We start from the raw sequence: 21,369 nt of genomic DNA, 5'->3' as shown, positions 1-21,369 counted from the left end.
GATGGGTGAAATCCATACGTATAAAATCAAATCATATATCAATGCCAGTCATGCCATGCGTTGGGAATCAGGGACTGGTCAGAAACATAATCATACCTGGGAAGTCATCACGGAGATTCAACTGGACACGGAACATCTGGTCCGGTTCAATGATATCGAAGACGACTTGAAGGGCGTCTCCGCGCGGTACTCTGGTCAATTCTTAAATGAAATTCCACCGTTCGATAAGATCAATCCCTCGTTGGAAAACATCACGCGTTACTTCTATAAAGAATTGACGGCGGTCCTCGCGAAGAGCCAGGCAAAATTAATGCGGCTGGAAGTGGGGGAATCACCGACCCGGTTTTACTGCATTCAGCATACGGACGACTAAGCCGTAAGGAGTTCCTATGACGGAAAAACTATTCAACTTTGGCCAGCGCGTGATCCACAACCTCTTTTATTTTTTCTTCTTGCTGACGACCTATTTCGCCATCACGTCGCCCAATATTATTCTGGGGGACAACGCGAAGACTGGGAGTGGCACGACTTTAGTGACAGCGTTCTTCATTATCGCGGCGGTCGCCATCATCATCTGTGGATTCAGCTACCCTAAGATTTCCCGGGCCTTTAAATGGCTCTTCGTTCAACATCAGGCCGTGACAGCTAGTGTGCTCTTAGCCGCCACGGTTCTTTGGCAAATCGTGTTTGTCCTGTACGTCCACCCGGTCATTGGATTCGATGTGAACGCGATTCATGAGGCGCTGATCGACCCGAAAAATGTGAACACGATGTCTTACTTCAGCCAAAACGCGAACAACCTGCCGATCCTCCTGATGCAGCACTGGTTAGCGGAGGCCTTCCATACGACCTCATGGCTATTCTTCGACTGGGTCACACTGTTTTTAACGGACCTGTCGGCATTACTGAACATTCTCTGCGTGGCGGTCCTCAGTCGGCGAAAAGTGCCAGCGGCCATGTACATTCACGCTGGCTGGTTGGCGCTATTTCCCATGATCATCGTGCCCTATACCGATGCCTGGGTGTTGCCGTTCGTGTCCGCCTACGTGCTCTGTTATTGTGTCATGCGCTATGGGCACGTGCCCGGGGCGTGGAAATTGGTGGCGGCGGTCGGCTTTGGGCTGGCCGTTGCCGGGGCCTATTTCATGAAACCCTCAGCCATTGTGGGGGTCATCGCCATTGTCTTAGTTGAAGGCCTGCCCCTGTTAAAGCGGTCGACTTGGCAGCAGTTGCGTGGCAAGCGGTTGGTGTTAGTTATTGCCGTCTTACTGTTGAGTGGTGGCAGTGGTCTGGGTGCCTACGTTGCGGGCAATCACGTGCTTGATACGCAAACCTATATTAAAATCAACACGGCCCGGTCGATCCCTGCGGTCCATTTCATGAGCATGGGGATCTCTGGTCAGGGGGGCTACAACGCCAAGGATGCCCTCAAGATGGCGCAGTTACCGACCAAAAAGGCGCGGTCGGATTGGTCGATCAAGATGTACCTGAAGCGCCTGAAGCAACGCGGATTCTGGGGCTACCTTGTCTTTCTGATTGAGAAGCAACGGAACAACACGGCGGACGGGTCGTTTGCCTGGATCAAGGAAGGACACTTTATCCTGGATGGGACGAAGCCGAAAGGGAGTGGCTTTGGCCGCACGTTGCGGAACTTCATTTACCTGTACGGGACGAACCTCGGTGACTTTCGCTACGTTGCGCAGGTATGGTGGATCGTCTGGCTCCTGATGATTCTCTTTGCCTGGAGTGACCGGCGGCAGGTGACGCAATTCCTCCGCTTGACCATGATTGGGGGCTTCCTCTTTCTGCTGTTATTTGAAGGTGGGCGGAGTCGGTATCTGATTCAGTACTTACCGGCCTTCCTTTTGCTGGCGACGCTGTCATACGAGCGGTCGCTGAATGTTCTCCGCCGATTGTTTAGTTGGGTCAACTTGCCGATGTGAGGCGTATAATAGTCCCAACTTAGTGAGGAGGTCGATGCCATGCGCGTCAATGTCTTACAACACACGCCCGATGAAGGTCCCGGCGCCATTCGTGACTGGGTTCACGCCAATCACCACACGATGTTCGTCTATCATCCAGCACAGTTTGGAAAATTACCGACCGCGGCCGAAACGGATCTGTTGGTCATCTTAGGTGGGCCAATCAGTCCAAACGATAACCTGCCGTGGATTGCTGCGGAACGGGATTTAATCAAACAGTTATTGGCGACACACACGCCAATTTTCGGGGCGTGTTTCGGTGCTCAACAGATCAGCAAGCAGTTGGGCTATTCGGTGGGGAAAGCGCCCGCCAAGGAGGTTGGCTGGGCCCCCGTGACCCGTCAGAGTAACGTGATTCCAGGGCTGCCAAGTCAACTGAACGTCCTGCATTGGCATGAGGACATGTTTGAAATCCCGGCCGGTGCCCAACGCCTCTTTTCCAGCGCCCACGTGCGTAATCAGGGGTACCTGTACAACGGCAATGTCCTTGGCCTTCAGTTCCACCTAGAACCCCTGGCCGACAACGTTCGCGAAATGGTCGTGAACGATGGGGACTACATTGCCGGATCCGTGTTGGGTCAAACGCCCGCGGATATTCTTGCCCAGCCAGTGCCAACGGAGAATCAGCTGGTTCTCTATCAGCTGTTGAATTTTATAACTGAACTGAATTAAGCATGGGTCGTGGACTCGTGCTTTTTTATTTTGACTAAAGGGTGAAAGATGGAATACCTGTGTCGTTTTAATATTAGCAAGAAGTCGTACCGTTAAATTAGTATGAATTGGTCGCACTCCGGCTGCCAAGGATTCCGCCTGCTGTGGGGACGCTTCAGGCTGGAAGAACACCAGTCTTCTCGCTCGATTTGAAGCCACGAAGATCACGTGTCTCCAAAGTCACCCGTGCTGTAAGCCGGCTGAAAAATCGCCAGCTAACAGCACCTCCACGGCTGGCTGCATCCTTGTCCTCCTCCGGCTCTGATTGTGTTTTACCACGATAACAGTCGGAAAATGTGGAGACTTAGAGTTTTTGTTCCAATCGATAACGGCTGCTACAGTCATGATTGTCGTTGTCTGAGAACACTATGTAAGCCGAGAGGTCGGCAGATATGGGCTCAGGCGCGTCGTTCTACTTAGCTGGCGGTTCTTGCCTGCTTAGTAGAAAACCAAGCTTGTAGACTCGGTTCTTTTGAGGCTTCAAGTTGTGTTCGCACCGTTCCAGCCCATATCTGCCGGCTGGCAAGGCGAAGGGACCACCAGGTTGCCTAGTTTTAGTCCCACTGTTGTTGCTAGAACAGGCATGAACGGTATTTTAGGATTTCCAACTTTTAGTTAATTTGGTCTAAATGATCAGGGATTAAGTCTAACTAAACGCCTGAGATTGTAGCGGCAACAGCCAAAACCGAGCAAAAAGTTAGGCCCACTCTGATGCTAATGACCATACTTAACGTGAGCTTGACCGAGAATCATTAATCAGTTTTTAGGATTAACGGTTCAAGCAGCACACTATTATGGTATAATCATTTTCGAAGTTAAATGGTTGACCGCTGACGGGGAATTTCGGCGGGCACGTTACTTCAGAGGAGGAGTTTTTAATGATGAAATACAAGGGCTTTTTTGTGGTGGCAAGCTTGGGGTTAGCGTTATTCAGTGGGGTGGCCGCAACGACCACCACGGCGAGTGCCAAGAAGAGTAGCAAGCCAACGTTTGTCATGATTACCAGTGAGACCAATTCGTCCACGTCGCGGGGGACCCAGCAGTTGGTGACCAATCAGGACGTGAAGGCCTTGGTCATGACCGACGCTAACACCCAGAGTGCGGAAACGGTCGTCGTTCCCAAGAACACGGCGCTGACCGTTCTACAGAAGCAGGCAAGTGGCGATGTCGTTAAGGTGGCCGGCAGTGATCAGCAGTTATTTGTCAACGGGCCAGCACAGGTCACCTACAGCAACAAGGCCGTCAAACTGACCAAGACCGATTACCAGCGGCTGGTCAAGCAGTCCAAGGCGTGGGCCGGTAAATTGAGTGCTAAGCAGGTTAAGGTCGTCGGTGATTATACCGGTGATGCCTATGAGCAGATGAATGCTGCCTTGCGGAATCCGAATAAGCAGGCCAGCAAGAAGACCCAACGCCGCGTTCAGTCGTTGCGGACCAGTTTGAAATCCTTCAAGCTGACGAAGCCGCTGACGGTTTACCGTGGAACCTCGAAGACCGGATTGAAGCTGTCGGTAGGTAAAAAGACTGTGAAGCCGAGCGCTGTGTACCAGGACGCCGCGTTCTCCTCAACCAGTCTGAATACGACCATCGCCAAGAGTTTTGCCAGCAAGGTCATTTTGAAAATCAATTTGCCAGTCGGGTATCATGGCGCCTACATCGACCCGATTTCTGTGAACAAGGGGGAAAAGGAATATCTATTGAACCCCGGGGCAAAATTGGTGGTGACCAAGGTTCAGACGGTCAAATCGCATACGACGGAGCACCTGTACATGAAGACTAAGAAGCACACCACGACGCATACTGAACATGAAAGCTACACGTATCAGTTGGTCACACTGAATTTAATGCAGTAAGTCGACTAGGACGTTCTGACACCAGGAAGGGTGTTGTCAGAGCGTCCTTTTTGTGTGTGCTCACTCACTTTTTTTACGAAAATCTATTGCATTCTAAAAGAAAGGTGCTATATTTATGGTGGTAAGTGAGTAATCACTATACTTATAAAAGTAATTGAGCACTCACTTAAAACTAACTTGTCGGGAGGAGCTATCATGCGGATCATTAGCTATCGCACCTTTCATGATGATGTGGTGACTAGCCGTCATCAGGACTATCGCTTACCGCCAGACTTTGATTGGCAGGAGCCAGGCAAATGGTGGCAACGGCGGCTAGTTCGGCTTCTAGCGAAGGGTATCAGCGTCGTGTATTGCCATTGGACCGTGGCCTTCAAGAATGCTTGGCGGCTAAAGGCGGCTGGCCAGCAAGGCTACGTCTTGTACGGGAATCACACGCAACCCACTGGGGATGTCTTGATGCCGTATTACTTAGGTGACCGGCGGCGATTTAACGTCCTAGCCAGTCCGGCTAACTTGGGAATCCCTGTAATTGGACCGCTGATTTGTCTCGGCGGCGCGCTCCCAACGCCACAACGTTTCCGACAGATGAAGGTATTCAACGCAACGGTCACGGAAAAGTTGTTGGCCGGGGATTGGGTGGTCATTTATCCGGAAGAACACGTGTGGCCGTACTACACTGGAATTCGGCCGTTCAACCTGAGTGCTTTTCACTTTCCGATTGCGGCACAGGTTCCAGCCTACTGTTTAACAGTGACCTATCGCAAACGGTGGTGGCGTCGACGACCCAAGCGGATTGCGTACGTCGACGGGCCATTTGAGCCGGATAGGAGCTTGTCACCTAAGCAACAGCAACATCAACTGGCCGATCAGATTCAGGCGTGTATGACGAAACGCGCGGCCACAAGCAATGCAACTTATATTGAGTATGAGGAGGGATAAGCGGTGAATATTCTTTATTGTGGGGATGCCAATATGAAGCGCGGGCTATTGATCTCAATTCTGTCGCTAGTGAAGCAGACTAAGGAGCCGCTGAGCATTTATATTCTGACAGCATTTATGCAAAATGAATCGCGCAAGTACGATCCCTTAAGTCGGCGGACGGCCACGGAACTCGATGCGTTAGTGCGGACGACCAATCCCGAAAATCATGTGACGTTGATCGACATCACGGGTCTGGTCGCAGCGACACCACCAACGGCCAACCGAGACACGATTTTTACGCCGTGCTGCATGTTGCGGCTGTACGCTGATCAGGTTCCTGAACTGCCAGCTAAACTTTTATATTTGGATACCGATGTCATCTGTCGCTTGAATTGTCAGCCGTTTTATCACCAAAATCTGACGGGACTCGAACTAGCTGGGGTCCTCGATCATTACGGCCGCTGGTTCTTTCATCAGCATTGGAACCGGTTCGACTACTTGAACTCTGGCATTCTACTGCTCAACCTGGCTGAAATCAGACGGACCAGACTCTTTGCCCGCTGTCGCGTCATGTGTCAGACACAACAGATGTTTATGCCGGATCAATCAGCAATCAACAAGCTAGTCACACACAAACGGGTATTGCCACGCCGTTACAACGAACAGCGGCGGTTACGAGGCAACACGGTCTTTCAACATTTTACGACGAGTTTTCGCTTCTTTCCGTGGCTGCACACGCTAACAGTCAAGCCATGGCAGGTCGATGAAATGCACAGTAAATTAAAATTACACGAATACGATGACATTCTAAACGACTATCAAAAACTAATTGTGACCCTATAAGGAGGACTTTATTATGATCCAACCAATTCCAATTTTCTTTTCTATCAACGATGCCTACGCCCCGTTTTTGTCCGTGGCAATCACCTCAATTGTTACCCACGCCACACTGGGAAACCAATATGAGCTAAACGTTTTATACGACGACCTAAGTCCAGAAAATCGGGAGCGGTTGGGTAGCTTAGCGACCGCCAACGTGACAATTAACTTTGTACCGATGACCGACCGTCTGAGCGCATTACAGGGTGAACACATGAAGTTACGGGGTGATACCTTCACGCTAACCATCTACTTCCGGCTGTTCATCGCCGCCATGTTCCCCCAATACGACCAGGCCATCTATCTGGATGCGGATGTCGTGACCACAACGGACATTGCCGATTTGTTCAATCACGATTTGGGTACGAACCTTGTGGGGGCCGTGGCAGACACCTTCGCCGCGGACAATTCGCAGAGCATTCAATACGTGGAACACCATTTACAGCTGCCAATCGCCGACTACTTTAATTCTGGCGTGATGCTGATGAACCTGAAGCAGATGCGAGTGGAACGATTCAACGAGACGTTTATACACCTACTAACGACCTATCATGTCGAATTTATCGCGCCGGACCAAGACTATCTGAACCTGTTGTGCCGTGGTCGCGTGCTGAAATTGGACCGGGCTTGGAATGTGATGCCAACAACGCAGACACGAGTTCAGAACCCGAAAATTCTCCACTACAGTTTGTTTGGCAAGCCGTGGCATTACAGCGACGCGCAGAATGGGACTTATTTCTGGGAGTTGGCGCCGAAGTCCCCATACTATGATGAAATCAAGGCGATTCAACAAGCCTACACCGACCAACAACACGCACAGGACCGTACAACAGAACAAGGACTCTTAGGGCAACTTAAAAAGTTTTCACAGGCAAGCAGTGATGGTGTTCAGCAGATTCGAACAGAATTGGAGTGAGCGAAATGATTATTGGTGGTATGAAGGAAAAAGTTGTCGCCAACATCGAACGAGATGCCGCGGCTGGCAATCTCAATGCAAAGGTTGAAGTGAATGATCCCGTCTTTACGAAGTCTGAACAGAGAGCCGTTATCCAGCAGTACCTCCATCAGGATGGCACGTGGCGTTACCGCATGAACAATCACGTGTCGCGGCATGTGGCCAGTCTGGCGACCCGCTATTTCAACCGACAGACATCATTTGAAGGGGTGGCCAATCTCAAGGACATTACCGGCGGCGCCATCATTACCAGTAATCACTTTAACCCGCTGGATAATACGGTCGTTCGCCGATTGGTCCAGCGCACGAGCAAGAAGCGACTGTATATCGTAAGTCGCGATACCAATTTGGAAATGGGCGGGGTCATCGGCTACCTCATGCGCTATTACGACACGATTCCTATCAGCGATGACAAGGAATATGCTGGTCGGGTCTTTCCTCAGTTGGTTGAAAAGGTATTGGCCGCGAAGCAGTACCTCTTGATCTACCCGGAACAGGAAATGTGGTTCAATTACCGTAAGCCACGGCCAGTCAAGCGCGGTGCTTACTACTACGCCGCCAAATTCGGGGTGCCCATCATCTCTTGTTTCGTGGAAATCGTGGACTTACCGCGGGTCGACAATGCTGAGTTCGACCAGACCCGTTACGTCATGCACGTGCTCAAGCCAATCTATCCCGATCCAAACAAGTCGGTGCGGGACAATAGTCGCGCTATGATGGCCATTGACTACCAGCAGAAAAAGGCGGCTTACGAAAAGGCTTACGGGAAGCCACTAACATATCGGTTCGAAGCCGATGATGTTGCGGGGTGGCGGGGTGAACGTTTGCCAGTTAGAACGGAAGAGAAAGGGCAACGATTGGTGTAGAAATCAGCCATGCTTGGTGGTCCTTAGATTGTCTGCTTTTTGGGAACAATGTGACGGGTTCTTGTGAGCATTCACTCGTTAGCGATATAATTAAACTAGTCAATCAATTGAATGACTGAATGACTGATTTGAAGTCAGATAGAATAGATGAAAATGTGAGTGGAGCGACGACTTATGAAAAAGAGTGACCAGCAGCGGCAGAATATTATCGACGTGGGCCGGACGTTATTTGCGGAAAAGGGTTATGCGGGAACGTCTACGCGGATGATCAATGAACGGGCGGGCATCGCGGAGGGACTCTTGTACTACTATTTTCCTCAGGGCAAGCGGCAGTTACTGGATACGATTGTTCATGAAGGAATCGTTGCACGAAAGAACATGGCGGAGATTCAGCTAAAAAATTGGCGGGCAGACAACCTGGAAGACCGCATCATGAGCTTATTTCACACCTTCTGGAAATCTTTTGACAATGATGCTGGTTATCAGTCCTTTCTGATTACGATTCGGGAACGGACGCTGCTATCTGATGAACAGTCGCAATGGCTGATCAACACCATTGACAGCGTTAAAAAACAAATTGCCATGGCACTCCGAGAAGTTGATTCACGTCCCGAACGTCAGGAACGGTTGGCAGATATTGCACAGTTGCTCATGTCCATTTTTCAACGGACGCTTTATGATGAACTATTGATTCGTGATAGCCGTAATCCGGCGGCGATGGATCGTGAAGGTGTCCGTCGTGAGATTCGATTGATTTTAGAACTGATGTAAAAATGTAGTCGGGGTCTGAGACAAAAGTTTCAGCCCCTTTTTGTTGTCTCTGAAATTATATCGTTGAAACGTGCGCTCATTGACTAAACACCTTTTGTTACACTCTATTTTTGTTCGCTGTTTTCAAGAGGGACTTAGCTTGCCGTTCATTTGTGAAAACGTTACCATGTAACTGTAGATTCACGGCACGGCGAAAGGGTGAGTGGCATGGTAAATGTACGAGAACAGTTGAAGTTGACCAAATACCTCTTCTTTACCGGGAAAGGTGGCGTCGGGAAGACGACAATTGCGGCGAGTTCGGCGGTTCAATTGGCCGACCAGGGCTATCGTGTGGCCCTGATTAGCACGGACCCCGCCAGCAACTTACAGGATCTTTTCTCTGATGACTTAACCAATCAGTTGCGGCCAATCGCGGCCGTGCCTGAGTTGGATGTCGCTAATTTTGACCCGAACACGGCGGCCGCAGATTACCGGGAGCGTGTGATCGGTCCGTATCGGCAACTCTTGCCGGCAGCCGCGTTGACCAACATGGCCGAACAGCTTTCCGGGTCGTGTACGGTCGAAGTGGCGGCATTTACTGAGTTTGCTAATTTACTGACCGATGCAGAGGTTAACCAACGCTACGATTATATTTTCTTTGATACGGCACCGACCGGGCATACGTTGCGGCTATTGCAGTTGCCGGCAGCATGGAGTCACTATTTGGATACGAACAAATTAGGTACGAGTTGTCTGGGGCAATTGGCCGGGTTAGGCGAAGAGCGCAAGCGTTACCAGCAGGCCGCTCGGGTCTTGGCGGATGCCACCCAGACGTCGCTGATCCTAGTTGCCCGGCCGCAACAAGCGACGTTGCAAGAAGCGAGTCGCACGGCTGGTGAACTGAAAAAGTTAGGCATTGAAAATTACCAGTTAGTGGTCAACGGTGTGCTACCGGCTGACCAGCAAGCGGCGGCGCCCGAACTCTACCAGCAACAGCAGGCGGACCTGGCAGTCTTACCGGTCAACCTGCCGGCGATTGCTTGGCGGGTACCCCTGCGCGCATATAACGTTACTAATGTCACGCAATTGCGGCAGCTTTTGGCTGACCAGCAACCGACAGCGGCCGCACGACCGGCTAAGGCGACGACTTATCCGGGCTTGAAAACGGTGGTAGCGGCGCTCCAGAATCATCGCATCATTTTCACCATGGGTAAGGGTGGTGTGGGCAAGACGACCATCGCCGTTCAGATTGCGCAGGGACTGGCTAAGTTGGGAAAAAGTGTGCGGCTGACCACGACCGACCCCGCGGACCATTTGGACTGGTTTAAATTAGACCCGGCGATTCGCATCAGTCACATCGACGAGCAGCAGGTGTTGCGTGAGTACCAAAACACGGTGTTGGCGCAGGCCAGACAAGAGATGGCGAGTGCCGACGTGGACTACGTGATGGAAGACTTGCGGTCGCCGTGCACGCAGGAGATTGCGACCTTTGAGGCGTTTGCGAAAATCGTGGATGAAGACGACAGCGATGTGTTGGTCATCGACACGGCGCCAACGGGACACACGCTGCTCCTGTTGTCGTCAACGGAAAGTTATGCCGCCGAGGTCAAACGCACAACGGGTACCGTTCCACCGGCCGTGACGCGATTATTGCCGCGACTTCAAGATGCCAGTCAGACGGAGACAATTATGGTCACGCTCCCCGAGGCAACGCCGGTGTACGAGACGCTACGCCTCCAACAGGACCTAGACCGCGCCCACATTGCGCATACCTGGTGGGTCGTCAACCAAAGTCTGTTGGGGACAACGGAACAGTTGAGTCCATTCTTAGCCGTCCGGGCGCAGAATGAGTCTCCTTGGCTCTCACAGATAGCAGAGGCATCGGCCAATCACTTTGTGGTCAATGGCTGGCAAACGAATTTTGAGGCACAGCGATTGCGTCCTGAATGCGAGGAGGAACGGTCATGAAAAAAATCAATATTTACGAAGAGGCTTTGTGTTGTCCGACCGGGGTTTGCGGGCCGAGTGTGAATCCAGACTTGATTCGACTAACGGCACAGACCAAGGTCATCAATCAAAGCGCCGATGTGCGGGTTTTGCGGCGTAACTTGGCCCAGAACCCCAACGCTTTTGTCCGGGAACAACGGGTGGCAGATTTAATTGCGGCCCAAGGAATTTCGGTCTTGCCAGTGACCATTGTGGATAATGTGGTGGTCAAGCAGGGGGCTTACCCAACGACTGCCGAAATGGAGGAATACAGTGGCTTTGACCTGCGAGCCAGCGTGTAGGCCGTTATGAAAAATGGTGTGAAAAAGGTTACAAAAAGCTTTGGTTGCGAATTCTCACTGAAAGCGCTATCATTCAAATAGACATGGCCCGTGATCAATGAGCCGGTGGACAGTTTGAAAGCACGTGATCGGTTGTGAATCGGTCCAGAGTTGAGGAGGAGCAAGATGACGCAGATTAAGATTTACGAGGGCACATCTGGCTATGCAGTGGCCAAAACGGAAAGTGGGTTAGTGGCCGATTTCGCCCGGATTTCCCTGGCAATGCGCACGCTGAATCAACGAGATGATGTGCAATTGATGCGCTATAACTTAATGCAGGATGGTAGCCAATTCATTTGTGATCAACGCGTGGCGGATTTGATTGCGGCCAAGGGTGGCGCGGCGTTGCCGATTACCATGGTCGATAATGAAATCGTCAAGCAAGGCCAGTACCCGACGACACCGGAGTTGACCCGTTATTGCGATGGGGCCTCGGTGACGTTGTAAGCGATAATTATGAACAGAGGCGATGACGGTGGTCATGGCCTTTTTTGTCTGAAGTGACACATTTTACAAATTGATTAATAGGGAATGGTGGTTAATAGGTTGTGCTATTGGGGCCGTACTCTTATACTTAGGCTATCAATAGGAGGTAAGCAATCAATGAAACTATCACGGCAACTGAAACTACTGCTGGTCTTTGTGCTGGCAATCGGGGGCATTACGCTCGGTGTGACCCCTGCAGCGGCACGACAGACGACTAAAGCCATCGCACTTAAGACGACCAAGGTATCCACCAAGGCCTACCATGCGACCAAGGGGAAAATCTACCGCAACACGACCCTGACCAAGGTGGCGCACAATGCCAAAAACTATTCGCATACGACGCTATACGTCACCAAGCACGCGACGATTCGCAAGGCGAACCACAAGCGGGCAGTGTACTACTACATAGGTAAGGGAAAAGCTAAGGGTTGGATCTGGCGTGGCTATTTGCAGGCCGGCAAGGCGACTAAGCAAGCAACTAAAACGGCAACAACATCGGTCACGCAGCAAGTCACGCAACCCACTTCCAAGTCAACCTTTGACGCGACTAAGATGTCCCAGAACTTCTTAGCAATCGTCAATCAGGAACGGGCGAAGGTCGGCGTGGCCCCATTGACTTTGAATGGCAAATTGACCAATCTCGCTAATCAGCGAGCAAAGGACAATGCTGATATCAACACGCTCTCACACGATGATGCGCAGGGCAACGCCATGTTTGAAAAGGAAGCAGATCAGTTTGGCGTCGGCGATTGGTTGACCTGGTCGGAGTGTCTGTACATGTCCGGGTATAATTCATTAAGCTTCGATTTTGGGAAGGACGCGGCCGATGGCTACTTGTATCACGACGCGGACTCCGATTGGGGTCACCGGTTGAACTTGATCAGTCCAGAGACGACTCAAATTGGGATCGGTTGGTACGTCAAAGCAGACACGAACACGGTTTACAACGCGATTGATCAGACAAACTAAATAGCGATCAGGAAAGAAGGTTGCGGCCAATGGTCGTAGCCTTCTTTGTGTCTGGCCTATTTAAAAAAAATAGGCGGTCCCGGTTGACAAAAATCAAAAGTGAGTCTATACTCACTTTATCAGGTAAGTAATTACTCACTCACTAAAAATAAAAATGTTTTTGGGAGGCATTATGATGACAAACGCAATTATCGAACTTAATCATCTCGCGAAGAAATTCGGTGATGAGACCGTTTTGAAGGATATCAACATGACGTTGAAAAAGGGTGAAATCATCGGCTTGATCGGACCATCTGGGGCCGGTAAGTCGACCGTGATCAAGGTGACCTTGGGCATGGAAGTTGCCAGTGGCGGTTCCGCCAAGGTCTTCGATACCGTGATGCCTAATCGCCAATTACTAGGCCGCATTGGCTACATGGCTCAGACCGACGCACTGTACGATTCCTTGTCCGGCCGCGAAAATTTAAAGTTCTACGGCTTGATGAAGGGCATCGCCAAGCAAGACATGGCCAAGGAAGTCGATCATGCGGCCAAGGTCGTTGATTTGACGGACGACTTGGACAAGCGGGTCTCCGGTTACTCTGGTGGGATGATGCGGCGATTGTCGTTAGCCATTGCCTTACTGGGAAATCCGGAACTACTCATTTTGGATGAACCAACCGTTGGAATCGATCCCGCATTGCGGCGGCAGATTTGGAAAGAATTGGGAAGCATTCGCGATGAAGGCCGCAGTATTTTAATCACGACCCACGTGATGGATGAAGCCGAACTATGTGATCGCGTGGCGCTGTTACTAGGCGGCAAGGTCATGGCGTTCGACAAGCCAGCTTCCCTGGAAGCACAATATCAAGTTGACACGGTTGAAGACGTGTTCTTAAAGGCGGAGGGTGTTGAATAATGAGAACGATTGCGATTATGAATCGAGTTCTAAAGGAACTCTTCAGAGATAAGCGGACGTTGGCACTGATGTTTTTGGCGCCAATCCTAGTGATGTTACTGATGAGTGTCATCTTCAACACCAACTCAACGACCGACGTGAACGTGGGGACGGTCGCCGTGACCCAGAAACTGAATAAGGAAATGGGCAGCATCAAGCACGTTAACGTCAAGACTTATGACACCAAGAGTGCTGCGAAAAAGGCGTTAAGCGACGAAAAAATTGATGCCATCATTAAGAAAAATGGCAATAACTACAGCCTAACTTACGCCAACACCGACTCCACTAAGACCGCCGCCGTTAAATTAGCCTTCAAGAGCGGGCTGACCGCAACGAGTATCAGTCAATTGAAGGCGGCGCTAAAGAAGAGCACGACCGGTATGGTCAAGCTCCAGGCACAGTTACAAGCGATGCAGAAGCAACAAGCCGCTGCTAATGCCACGACCAATTCATCGGCCGCAGCAGTTGCCGCTAAGCAGGCGGCGGCAACCAAGTCGACGTCGACGAACAATAGCACCAAGAGTACCAGTCAGACTACGCCAAAGATTACGAACCACTACGTCTATGGCGACAAGGACACCGGTTACTTTGCCAAAATGCTCCCAATTCTGATGGGTTTCTTCGTCTTCTTCTTCGTCTTCCTGATTTCCGGTATGGCGCTGTTAAAGGAACGGACGACGGGGACTTTGGATCGGCTGTTGGCAACGCCGGTTAAGCGGTCCTCCATCGTCTTCGGTTATATGCTGAGCTATGGCATCCTCGCCGTCATTCAAACGATTGTGATCGTTCTGGTCACCGTTTGGCTGCTGGGCATCGAAGTGGTCGGCAACATGGCGAGCGTGGTGGTCATCAACCTGCTACTGGCCTTAGTGGCCCTAGCCTTCGGGATCTTACTCTCAACGTTTGCCAACTCTGAGTTCCAAATGATGCAGTTCATTCCATTAGTCGTGATTCCTCAGATCTTCTTCTCTGGTATCATTCCGCTGGATTCGATGGCCGATTGGGTCAAGGATATCTCCTATATCATTCCACTGAAATATTCCGGGGATGCCGTCAGCGATATCATCATGCGGGGGACGTCGATCTTTAACGAGGGCGGCAACATTCTGGTCCTCCTGACTTTCTTGATCGTCCTGACCTTCCTCAACGTCGTGGGATTGAAGCGGTACCGGAAAGTTTAGGTCGAAATTAACCGAGATTGCTCGCCAGACCGTGTATAATGGTTATACGTTTGAAATGAACGGATAGAAAGGGTGAATGGTGTGGAGCCAAATATCTTCAATAATTACCGTGACTGGTTAGAGCATGAAAAGATGCCAAAGGGTAAGAAGGCGGCGCTGGTGGCCGCCATGGAGCTCTTCTCTGAGACAGGCTTTGATGGCACCTCGACCGTTCAAGTGGCGGAAAAGGCGGGCATCAGTCAGGCAACGATCTTTAAGTATTTTCATACGAAGCAGGATCTCATGCTGGCCATTGTGAAGCCCGTGATGGAACACTTCTTCCCAGCTTACCGGGACGAATTCTTCCATGGTATCAGTGAGCAGGAAACCTTGCCAGAAATGGTGAAGTTCATCGTGACCGACCGTTACCACTTTATCAAGGGCAACGAAGAAGCCGTTAAGATCTTGGCTATGGAAATGATGACCAATGAAGAGATGCGCCAGTTGGTTGGCAAGTTAGCGATGGCCAATGGCTTTAACTTCCCAGTGGAACTCATGAACGATTTTCAACGAACGGGTCAATTGCGAGATGACATTGATGTCGCAGCCCTCTTGCGAATCTTTGTGGGGCAACTGCTGACGTATGTGATTGAATCGAGCTTTGCGCCCAGCCTCATCAAGGGTGAGCAGGAAGATTTGAAACTTATTACGAACCAAATTGTGCGGACAATTAGCAAGTAGAATAGAGTTAAGGATAGTCGTGTCTGGAAAAATCAGTGAGTGTGTTAGCTGGTCTGACGGGTACGGCTATTTTTTTGTGAGATCAAAAAAAACTGGAATACTTGTCTCGTTCCAATATCGGTAAGAATTCGCGCCATTAAATTAGTGTAAATTTGCCGCGCTACGGCTGACCGGGATTCCGCCTGCTGTGGGGACGCTTCAGACTGGGAAAACACCAGTCTTCTCGCTCGCTTTGAAGCCACGAAGAGCACGTGTCTCCAAAGTCGTTCATTGACTGTAAAAAGAAGCGAGTGACCAGTGCTAATGGATTTACTGGAATGAATTTACCAATTACTAAGTTATGCGGACAAGTTTTCTGATTTACCTTTGCCAGGACAAACGCCGATGGTGTACACTGTTAATTAGAATCTTAAAAACGCTTTCAAGGAGGTAGCTGACCGTGAGAAAATATCGTTGGCAGGCCATTTCACTGGTGCTGGTCGCGTTTATGTTGGGGTGTAATGAATTTATGGTGGTGGGCGTCATCTCGGACATTGCCCACTCACTGGATGTCACGGTGGCCGCGGCCGGCTACCTCGTGACCATGTTTGCCATTGTCTATGCCATCAGTACCCCAGTGATCACGGTGTTGACGAACCGTTTTGGCCGGTATTCACTGTTGATGACACTGATGGTGATCTTTCTCATCGGCAACACGTGGAGTGGATTTGCCAGCAATTATTGGATGTTTCTGGCATCACGGTTGATTACGGCGGCCGTCGCCGGATCGATTGAAGCCATGATCATCGTCTTTGCCAACGACATTGCGCCGCGGAATAAACGAGCGATGCTGATCTCGTGGATCGCGGCTGGCTTTAGCGTGGCCTCCGTGGTCGGGGTCCCCGTGGGGGCGGCCATCAGTGCGGCAACTAGTTGGCACGTGACCTTCCATTTGATTTCTGTACTGAGCTTGCTGACGTGTCTAATTTTAGGGTGGCTGTTACCGAAAAATATCCAGCACGTTTCCGGGGGCATCAAGGATCAGCTGGTCTTACTGACGGACCGTCGAATCTACTTGGGCGCAGTGCTGGTCTTGTTCTCGGCAGCCACATTGTATGCCTATTACACGTACATTCGGCCATTATTGACGACGCAGTTAGGGTTTGATTTAAAGACGATGACGCTCATGCTGTCGCTATTAGGCGTCATGGATATTATCGGTAACCGGCTGTCCGGCACGATTGCTGGACGGAGTGGTGTCCGCACGTTGCCTTGGTTCTATTTGGCACAGATTGCCTTGTTCCTAATCATGCCGGTTGCGTTGTCGGCAACGTGGCCTGGCTATACGGTCCTGCTGGTCTTGATGTTGATCATTCCTATTATTAACTCGCCCATTCAGGTTCATTTTCTGGATGTGGCCGAGGCAGATTATCCGCAGGCAACGGCCTTTGCGTCGTCGCTCAACGCCATCTTTTACAACGTCGGCATCTCGTTAGGATCAGCGACAGCGGCGGGGTCACTGACTCATTTTGGCCTCGGCCATCTCAGCTGGGGTAGCCTAGTCTTTGCCGGGATTGCGCTGGTTTTGACGATCATGTTAAATCGGGCAATTGCGGCGCATCGTGAAGAAAACGCTCTCGAAAATTAATTTCACTTTGGAGACGATTACATGAGTCTTCCCCCTGATAATTTAGCCTGAGATAGTGTACTCTGGTAAATAGAAGACTATAGAGAATCTGGAGGAACAGAAAACGTGAACAAGTATCGTTGGCAAGCCATTGTGTTTGTGCTAGTGGCCTTTATGTTGGGCTGCAATGAATTTATCGTCGTTGGGGTCCTCTCCGACATTGCAAAGGAATATCAGATTGCCCAGGCAACCGTTGGCTACTTAGTCACGATATTTGCCACGGTGTATGCGGTCAGCACGCCGTTCATCACCATCTTGACCAACCGGTTTAGCCGCTATAAAACGCTGATGACGTTGATGGTGGTCTTTCTGATTGGGAACACATTGAGCGGCTTTTCCATGAACTATGGCGTCCTGCTCCTATCACGGATCATCACGGCCGTTGTGGCCGGGGCCATTATTTCGTTGATCATGACCTTCGCCAGTACCATCGCACCGCGGGAAAAGCGGGCGGGACTGGTCTCGTGGATCTTCGCCGGTTTTAGCATTGCCTCGGTCTTTGGGGTGCCGATTGGGACGGCCATCAGTACCGCTTACAGTTGGCATGACGCATTCTTCCTGATTTCAGGGGTCAGCGCGATTACCTGTGTTCTATTGGGGTGGCTACTGCCGCGTCACGTGGAACAGGTTCAGGGGAGCATTAAGAACCAGTTGGTCTTGCTAAAGGACCAGCGGATTTACGTGGGTATCGCCTTGGTCCTGTTTACCGCCGCGACCATGTACGCTTACTACACCTACATTCGGCCACTGTTAACAACGGCGTTAGGCTTCAGCACGACTAGTCTAAATTGGTTGCTATTTATCATTGGAATCATGAGTATTATTAGTAACCGGCTATCCGGGGTGCTGGCAGAACGGGATGGCTTGCGGGTCATGCCGCGGTTCTATATCGTTGACGTGATTCTGTTAGCACTGATGCCATGGGCCTTAGGCAGCAAAATCAGTGGCTTGGCCATCATCTTGATTTTGACGTTGATCGTGACGATTTTAAACTCGCCAATTCAGATTCACTTCCTGAACATTGCTGAGGAAGATTACCCACAGTCGGCCGTGTTAGCGTCGTCATTAAATTCGATCTTCTTCAATTTTGGTATTTCGTTGGGGTCGGCAACGGCTTCAGGGATGCTGGGAACGGTCGGTTTGAATCACATCAGTTGGGGTGCCGCGGTCTACGCCGCCATTTCACTGGTACTGGCTGTTATCTTGAATCGTGTCATTAAAAACCACCGAACACAATCGGCGACGGATTAATTCACAACTAAAACCTCCTGCGTTAAGCTAAAACTAGCAAAATGCAGGAGGTTTTTCGATGATTCCAGAAATAACGTTGAACGACGGGTTTCAGATGCCGGCGCTGGGTCTAGGGACGTTTCAGGTCCGCGGGGGCCAAGGCGTCAATCAGATTTTGGCGGCAATCAAAGACGGTTATCGGAGCTTAGATACGGCGACCAACTATGATAATGAGGGTGCCGTGGGTGAAGCGATTCGCCGTTCGGGCATTCCACGCGCGGCCTTCTTTGTGACGTCGAAGCTTCCCGGCAAGTATCACCGGTATGCGGACGCCACCATGGCGATTCAGGAATCCTTGTACCGCATGGGACTGGATTATTTTGACCTGTTCTTGATTCACTGGCCGTTGCCGAAACGCGACCTGTACGTGCAGGCCTGGCAGGCGATGGTCGATGCCAAACGGCGCGGCTTGATTCGGTCAATTGGTGTCTCTAACTTTGAACCGGAACATCTCGACCGGTTGTTCAAGGAGACCGGTGTGATGCCGGCAGTCAATCAACTGGAGGTCCATCCATACTGGGTCCAGGACCGGATGCTGAAGGAAGATGCCAAACGCGGTATCGTCACGGAAGCTTGGAGTCCGCTGGGACGTGGGAGTGCGGCATTGAAGGAGCCCATTATCGTTGATTTGGCGAAAAAGTATGGCAAGAATGTCGGGCAAATCATTCTGCGCTGGCACATCCAACGTCACGTGGTGCCAATTCCAAAGGCCAGCAACCTGGTCCATCAGCGGACGAACCTGGAGCTGTTTGATTTTGAACTGACGTCAGACGAGATTCAGGCCATCAATGCCTTAGATAAGCCAGATGGCCGCATCGAAGGTCAAGACCCGAACGAGTATGAAGAATTTGATTAAATTTTTGATGGATAAGAATTGTAGGAAATAAGTCCGATCCGATTCCAACCAGATCAGAATAAGTTAGAGCGGCGCTGTCCAGTTGGGGATGGCGCTTTTTTTCGTCCATTTTGGCAAATTCCAACTACCCATTTAGGCAATTAATGGCCAAATAATGGCCCCTAAACGCCAGTGGATAGGGTTTTGCCGCTATCGTCAATGAAATTGCAATGGTAGGAAATAGTTGCGGGGGACCCGTTTTTTAACCTGGCTAGTTTAGGCAGTAGCTTATCAGTTTATTAGAGATTTCGGTATATTAAAGATAAAGCAATGTCTGTGATCGGTGTCCATTAGCCGATGGATTAGAGTCACATAGCAACTCAACGACACGTCTTCTTTGAGGACGCGTTTATTGTCGAAATTGCCACTTGGACGGCGCTGGTGAAAAGTTGTTGATCGTGAAAGAGTTTGTTGACGTTAGCGGTGGGTGTGACACGTGCCGTTGGCTTTGATAGAGGGAGGAGATTAGGATGCGCAAGAAAATTTGTGCGCTCGTGTTTGGATTGGTTCTTACCCTGGCCATCTTCCTAGCTGGGGGCGCGATATCCGGTGGTATTACAGCAAAAGCCGCAGATGTTCCAGCTTCCGGGTTGACGGGAAGTGAGGCCACGTTGACCGACATCAATGGTAACCCAATTCCTGCGGGAACGGTGCTGACCAAATGGACCAGTTACCAAATCAAGTATCACTGGTCCGTTGCGGATGGTGTACCGATTAATAGTGGCGATACGGTACCGGTAGAATTACCGAATGGGGTTGCCACGAACCATGATTTATCAGTGCCGTTGTTAGATGACGCCGGTAACGAAGTGGGGACGTTCTTCATCAAGGCGGGCGAGACCGCAGGAACGATCACATTCAATGATAAATTAGGCTCGTATCAAAAGAATCGTGAAGGCACGTTGCAATTCTATGCCAAGGGAACCTCGGGTAACACCGACGTTGATTTGAGCTGGAAATTAAATAAGGTTGGTTGGATCTCGGAACGTAATGCGGACGGCACGCCTAGCAAGATTACTTGGAACGTGGCTTTTAACCCAACGGGACAGGCAATCGGTCAGACCGTGATTACGGATACGTTAGGCCCTAACCAGACTTATGTGCCGGGGTCAGTGGTTGCTAGCACGGGAAGCTACTCCAGCGAGGGGAACTTCATCAGTAACGGGTCATTGTCACCGGCAGTTAATGTGAACGGCAACAAGATTGTCTTCACATTTGCCGATGTTTCAACCGCCGTCAACATGACTTATCAAACGACACCAACCACGTCGAATGGTACTTGGACGAATAGTGTGTACATGAATAATGGTCAGAGCGTCAACGGGTCGGTTGCCTGGGGCGGTAGCGGTAGTGGAAATGGCGGTAATGGTAGCGCGGCTGAAGGCACGGGCGATGTGGTGCTGGAAAAGGTCGATGCCAAGACCAACGGTATTCTCCCCGGAGCAACGTATGCGCTGCAATTTTCCGATGGCACGCCGATGGAATCGGACTTGACCACGAACGCAGAGGGCAAACTGGAAGTGACAGGACTCGAGCCTGGCGATTATCAGTTCGTCGAAACGGCAGCACCCGAGGGGTATGAATTGGATAAGACGCCGATTCCATTTACCATTACGGCTAACCAAACGGCGGCCGTAACGGTTACGGCCAAGGACGTGCCGAAGGAATCCGAAGGTAGTACTACGCCACCAGTGACGGAACCGGAGAATCCTGGTAACCCAGGCACCACGACGCCACCCGTAACGGAGCCCGAAAATCCAGGAACGACGACACCACCAACGGGGCCAGTTAACCCTGGAAATCCAGGGACGACCACGCCACCAACGGGGCCAACTAATCCTGAGAACCCAGGCACTACGACGCCAACGACGCCTGAGAAACCTGGAACGACTACGCCAACGACACCTGAGAAACCTGGAACGACTACGCCAACGACACCTGAGAAACCTGGAACGACTACGCCAACGACACCTGAGAAACC

20 protein-coding genes are annotated in these 21,369 nt (G+C 50.8%); all 20 read left to right on the top strand.

Features of this window, described 5'->3' with window-relative positions:
• The first annotated feature begins 1 nt into the window (after position 1).
• Entirely contained in the window at positions 2 to 373 is a 372-nt protein-coding gene (locus JUF10_RS00275; protein WP_236008112.1) for a 6-carboxytetrahydropterin synthase, read from the top strand.
• A gap of 16 nt (positions 374 to 389) precedes the next feature.
• Entirely contained in the window at positions 390 to 1,943 is a 1,554-nt protein-coding gene (locus JUF10_RS00270; RefSeq protein ID WP_203640253.1) for a TIGR03766 family XrtG-associated glycosyltransferase, read from the top strand.
• 39 nt (positions 1,944 to 1,982) lie between these two features.
• Positions 1,983 to 2,654: a type 1 glutamine amidotransferase gene (locus JUF10_RS00265; RefSeq protein WP_203640252.1), complete on the top strand. Its 672-nt coding sequence runs from the start codon at positions 1,983 to 1,985 to the stop codon at positions 2,652 to 2,654.
• A gap of 917 nt (positions 2,655 to 3,571) precedes the next feature.
• Positions 3,572 to 4,546 carry an ADP-ribosyltransferase gene (locus JUF10_RS00260; protein ID WP_203640251.1) on the top strand — a complete coding sequence of 325 codons (975 nt, stop codon included), beginning with the start codon at positions 3,572 to 3,574 and terminating at the stop codon, positions 4,544 to 4,546.
• A 195-nt stretch (positions 4,547 to 4,741) separates the two neighbouring features.
• A complete protein-coding gene (locus JUF10_RS00255) occupies positions 4,742 to 5,485 on the top strand; it encodes a 1-acyl-sn-glycerol-3-phosphate acyltransferase (protein ID WP_203640250.1) in 744 nt (247 codons plus the stop codon).
• Between the two features lie 3 nt (positions 5,486 to 5,488).
• Positions 5,489 to 6,310 carry a glycosyltransferase family 8 protein gene (locus JUF10_RS00250; protein ID WP_203640249.1) on the top strand — a complete coding sequence of 274 codons (822 nt, stop codon included), beginning with the start codon at positions 5,489 to 5,491 and terminating at the stop codon, positions 6,308 to 6,310.
• Positions 6,311 to 6,323: 13 nt separating this feature from the next.
• Entirely contained in the window at positions 6,324 to 7,262 is a 939-nt protein-coding gene (locus JUF10_RS00245; protein WP_203640248.1) for a glycosyltransferase family 8 protein, read from the top strand.
• Between the two features lie 5 nt (positions 7,263 to 7,267).
• A complete protein-coding gene (locus JUF10_RS00240) occupies positions 7,268 to 8,167 on the top strand; it encodes a lysophospholipid acyltransferase family protein (RefSeq protein ID WP_203640247.1) in 900 nt (299 codons plus the stop codon).
• 174 nt (positions 8,168 to 8,341) lie between these two features.
• Positions 8,342 to 8,938, top strand: a complete 597-nt coding sequence (locus JUF10_RS00235) for a TetR/AcrR family transcriptional regulator (protein WP_203640246.1) — start codon at positions 8,342 to 8,344, stop codon at positions 8,936 to 8,938.
• A 207-nt stretch (positions 8,939 to 9,145) separates the two neighbouring features.
• Positions 9,146 to 10,885, top strand: a complete 1,740-nt coding sequence (arsA, locus tag JUF10_RS00230) for an arsenical pump-driving ATPase (protein ID WP_203640245.1) — start codon at positions 9,146 to 9,148, stop codon at positions 10,883 to 10,885.
• The gene (gene arsD, locus JUF10_RS00225; protein WP_203640244.1) at positions 10,882 to 11,205 is read left to right on the top strand and encodes an arsenite efflux transporter metallochaperone ArsD; all 324 of its coding nucleotides are present in this window, start codon (positions 10,882 to 10,884) and stop codon (positions 11,203 to 11,205) included. Before arsA ends, arsD begins: the two co-directional genes overlap by 4 nt.
• 165 nt (positions 11,206 to 11,370) lie before the next feature.
• Positions 11,371 to 11,691, top strand: coding sequence for an arsenic metallochaperone ArsD family protein (locus tag JUF10_RS00220; protein WP_203640243.1), 321 nt, complete (start codon positions 11,371 to 11,373; stop codon positions 11,689 to 11,691).
• Positions 11,692 to 11,847: 156 nt separating this feature from the next.
• On the top strand, positions 11,848 to 12,699 hold the full coding sequence (locus JUF10_RS00215; RefSeq protein ID WP_203640242.1) for a CAP domain-containing protein: 852 nt from the start codon (positions 11,848 to 11,850) through the stop codon (positions 12,697 to 12,699).
• A 175-nt stretch (positions 12,700 to 12,874) separates the two neighbouring features.
• A complete protein-coding gene (locus JUF10_RS00210) occupies positions 12,875 to 13,597 on the top strand; it encodes an ABC transporter ATP-binding protein (protein ID WP_203640241.1) in 723 nt (240 codons plus the stop codon).
• Positions 13,597 to 14,817 carry an ABC transporter permease gene (locus JUF10_RS00205; RefSeq protein ID WP_203640240.1) on the top strand — a complete coding sequence of 407 codons (1,221 nt, stop codon included), beginning with the start codon at positions 13,597 to 13,599 and terminating at the stop codon, positions 14,815 to 14,817. The genes JUF10_RS00210 and JUF10_RS00205 overlap by 1 nt, the downstream gene beginning before the upstream one ends.
• Positions 14,818 to 14,898: 81 nt before the next feature.
• Positions 14,899 to 15,537, top strand: coding sequence for a TetR/AcrR family transcriptional regulator (locus JUF10_RS00200; protein ID WP_236008111.1), 639 nt, complete (start codon positions 14,899 to 14,901; stop codon positions 15,535 to 15,537).
• A 439-nt stretch (positions 15,538 to 15,976) separates the two neighbouring features.
• Positions 15,977 to 17,164 (top strand): MFS transporter, encoded by a 1,188-nt coding sequence (locus JUF10_RS00195; RefSeq protein WP_203640239.1) that lies wholly within the window; start codon positions 15,977 to 15,979, stop codon positions 17,162 to 17,164.
• Positions 17,165 to 17,269: 105 nt separating this feature from the next.
• Positions 17,270 to 18,454: an MFS transporter gene (locus tag JUF10_RS00190; protein ID WP_203640238.1), complete on the top strand. Its 1,185-nt coding sequence runs from the start codon at positions 17,270 to 17,272 to the stop codon at positions 18,452 to 18,454.
• A gap of 58 nt (positions 18,455 to 18,512) precedes the next feature.
• Positions 18,513 to 19,349 carry an aldo/keto reductase gene (locus JUF10_RS00185; protein WP_203640237.1) on the top strand — a complete coding sequence of 279 codons (837 nt, stop codon included), beginning with the start codon at positions 18,513 to 18,515 and terminating at the stop codon, positions 19,347 to 19,349.
• A gap of 509 nt (positions 19,350 to 19,858) precedes the next feature.
• On the top strand, positions 19,859 to 21,369 hold a 1,511-nt coding region (locus JUF10_RS00180; protein WP_203640236.1), incomplete at its 3' end, for a SpaA isopeptide-forming pilin-related protein.

Source organism: Levilactobacillus andaensis, assembly GCF_016861695.1.
Taxonomy (GTDB): Bacteria; Bacillota; Bacilli; order Lactobacillales; family Lactobacillaceae; genus Levilactobacillus; species Levilactobacillus andaensis.
This window is presented reverse-complemented; position numbering and strand designations above follow the sequence as displayed.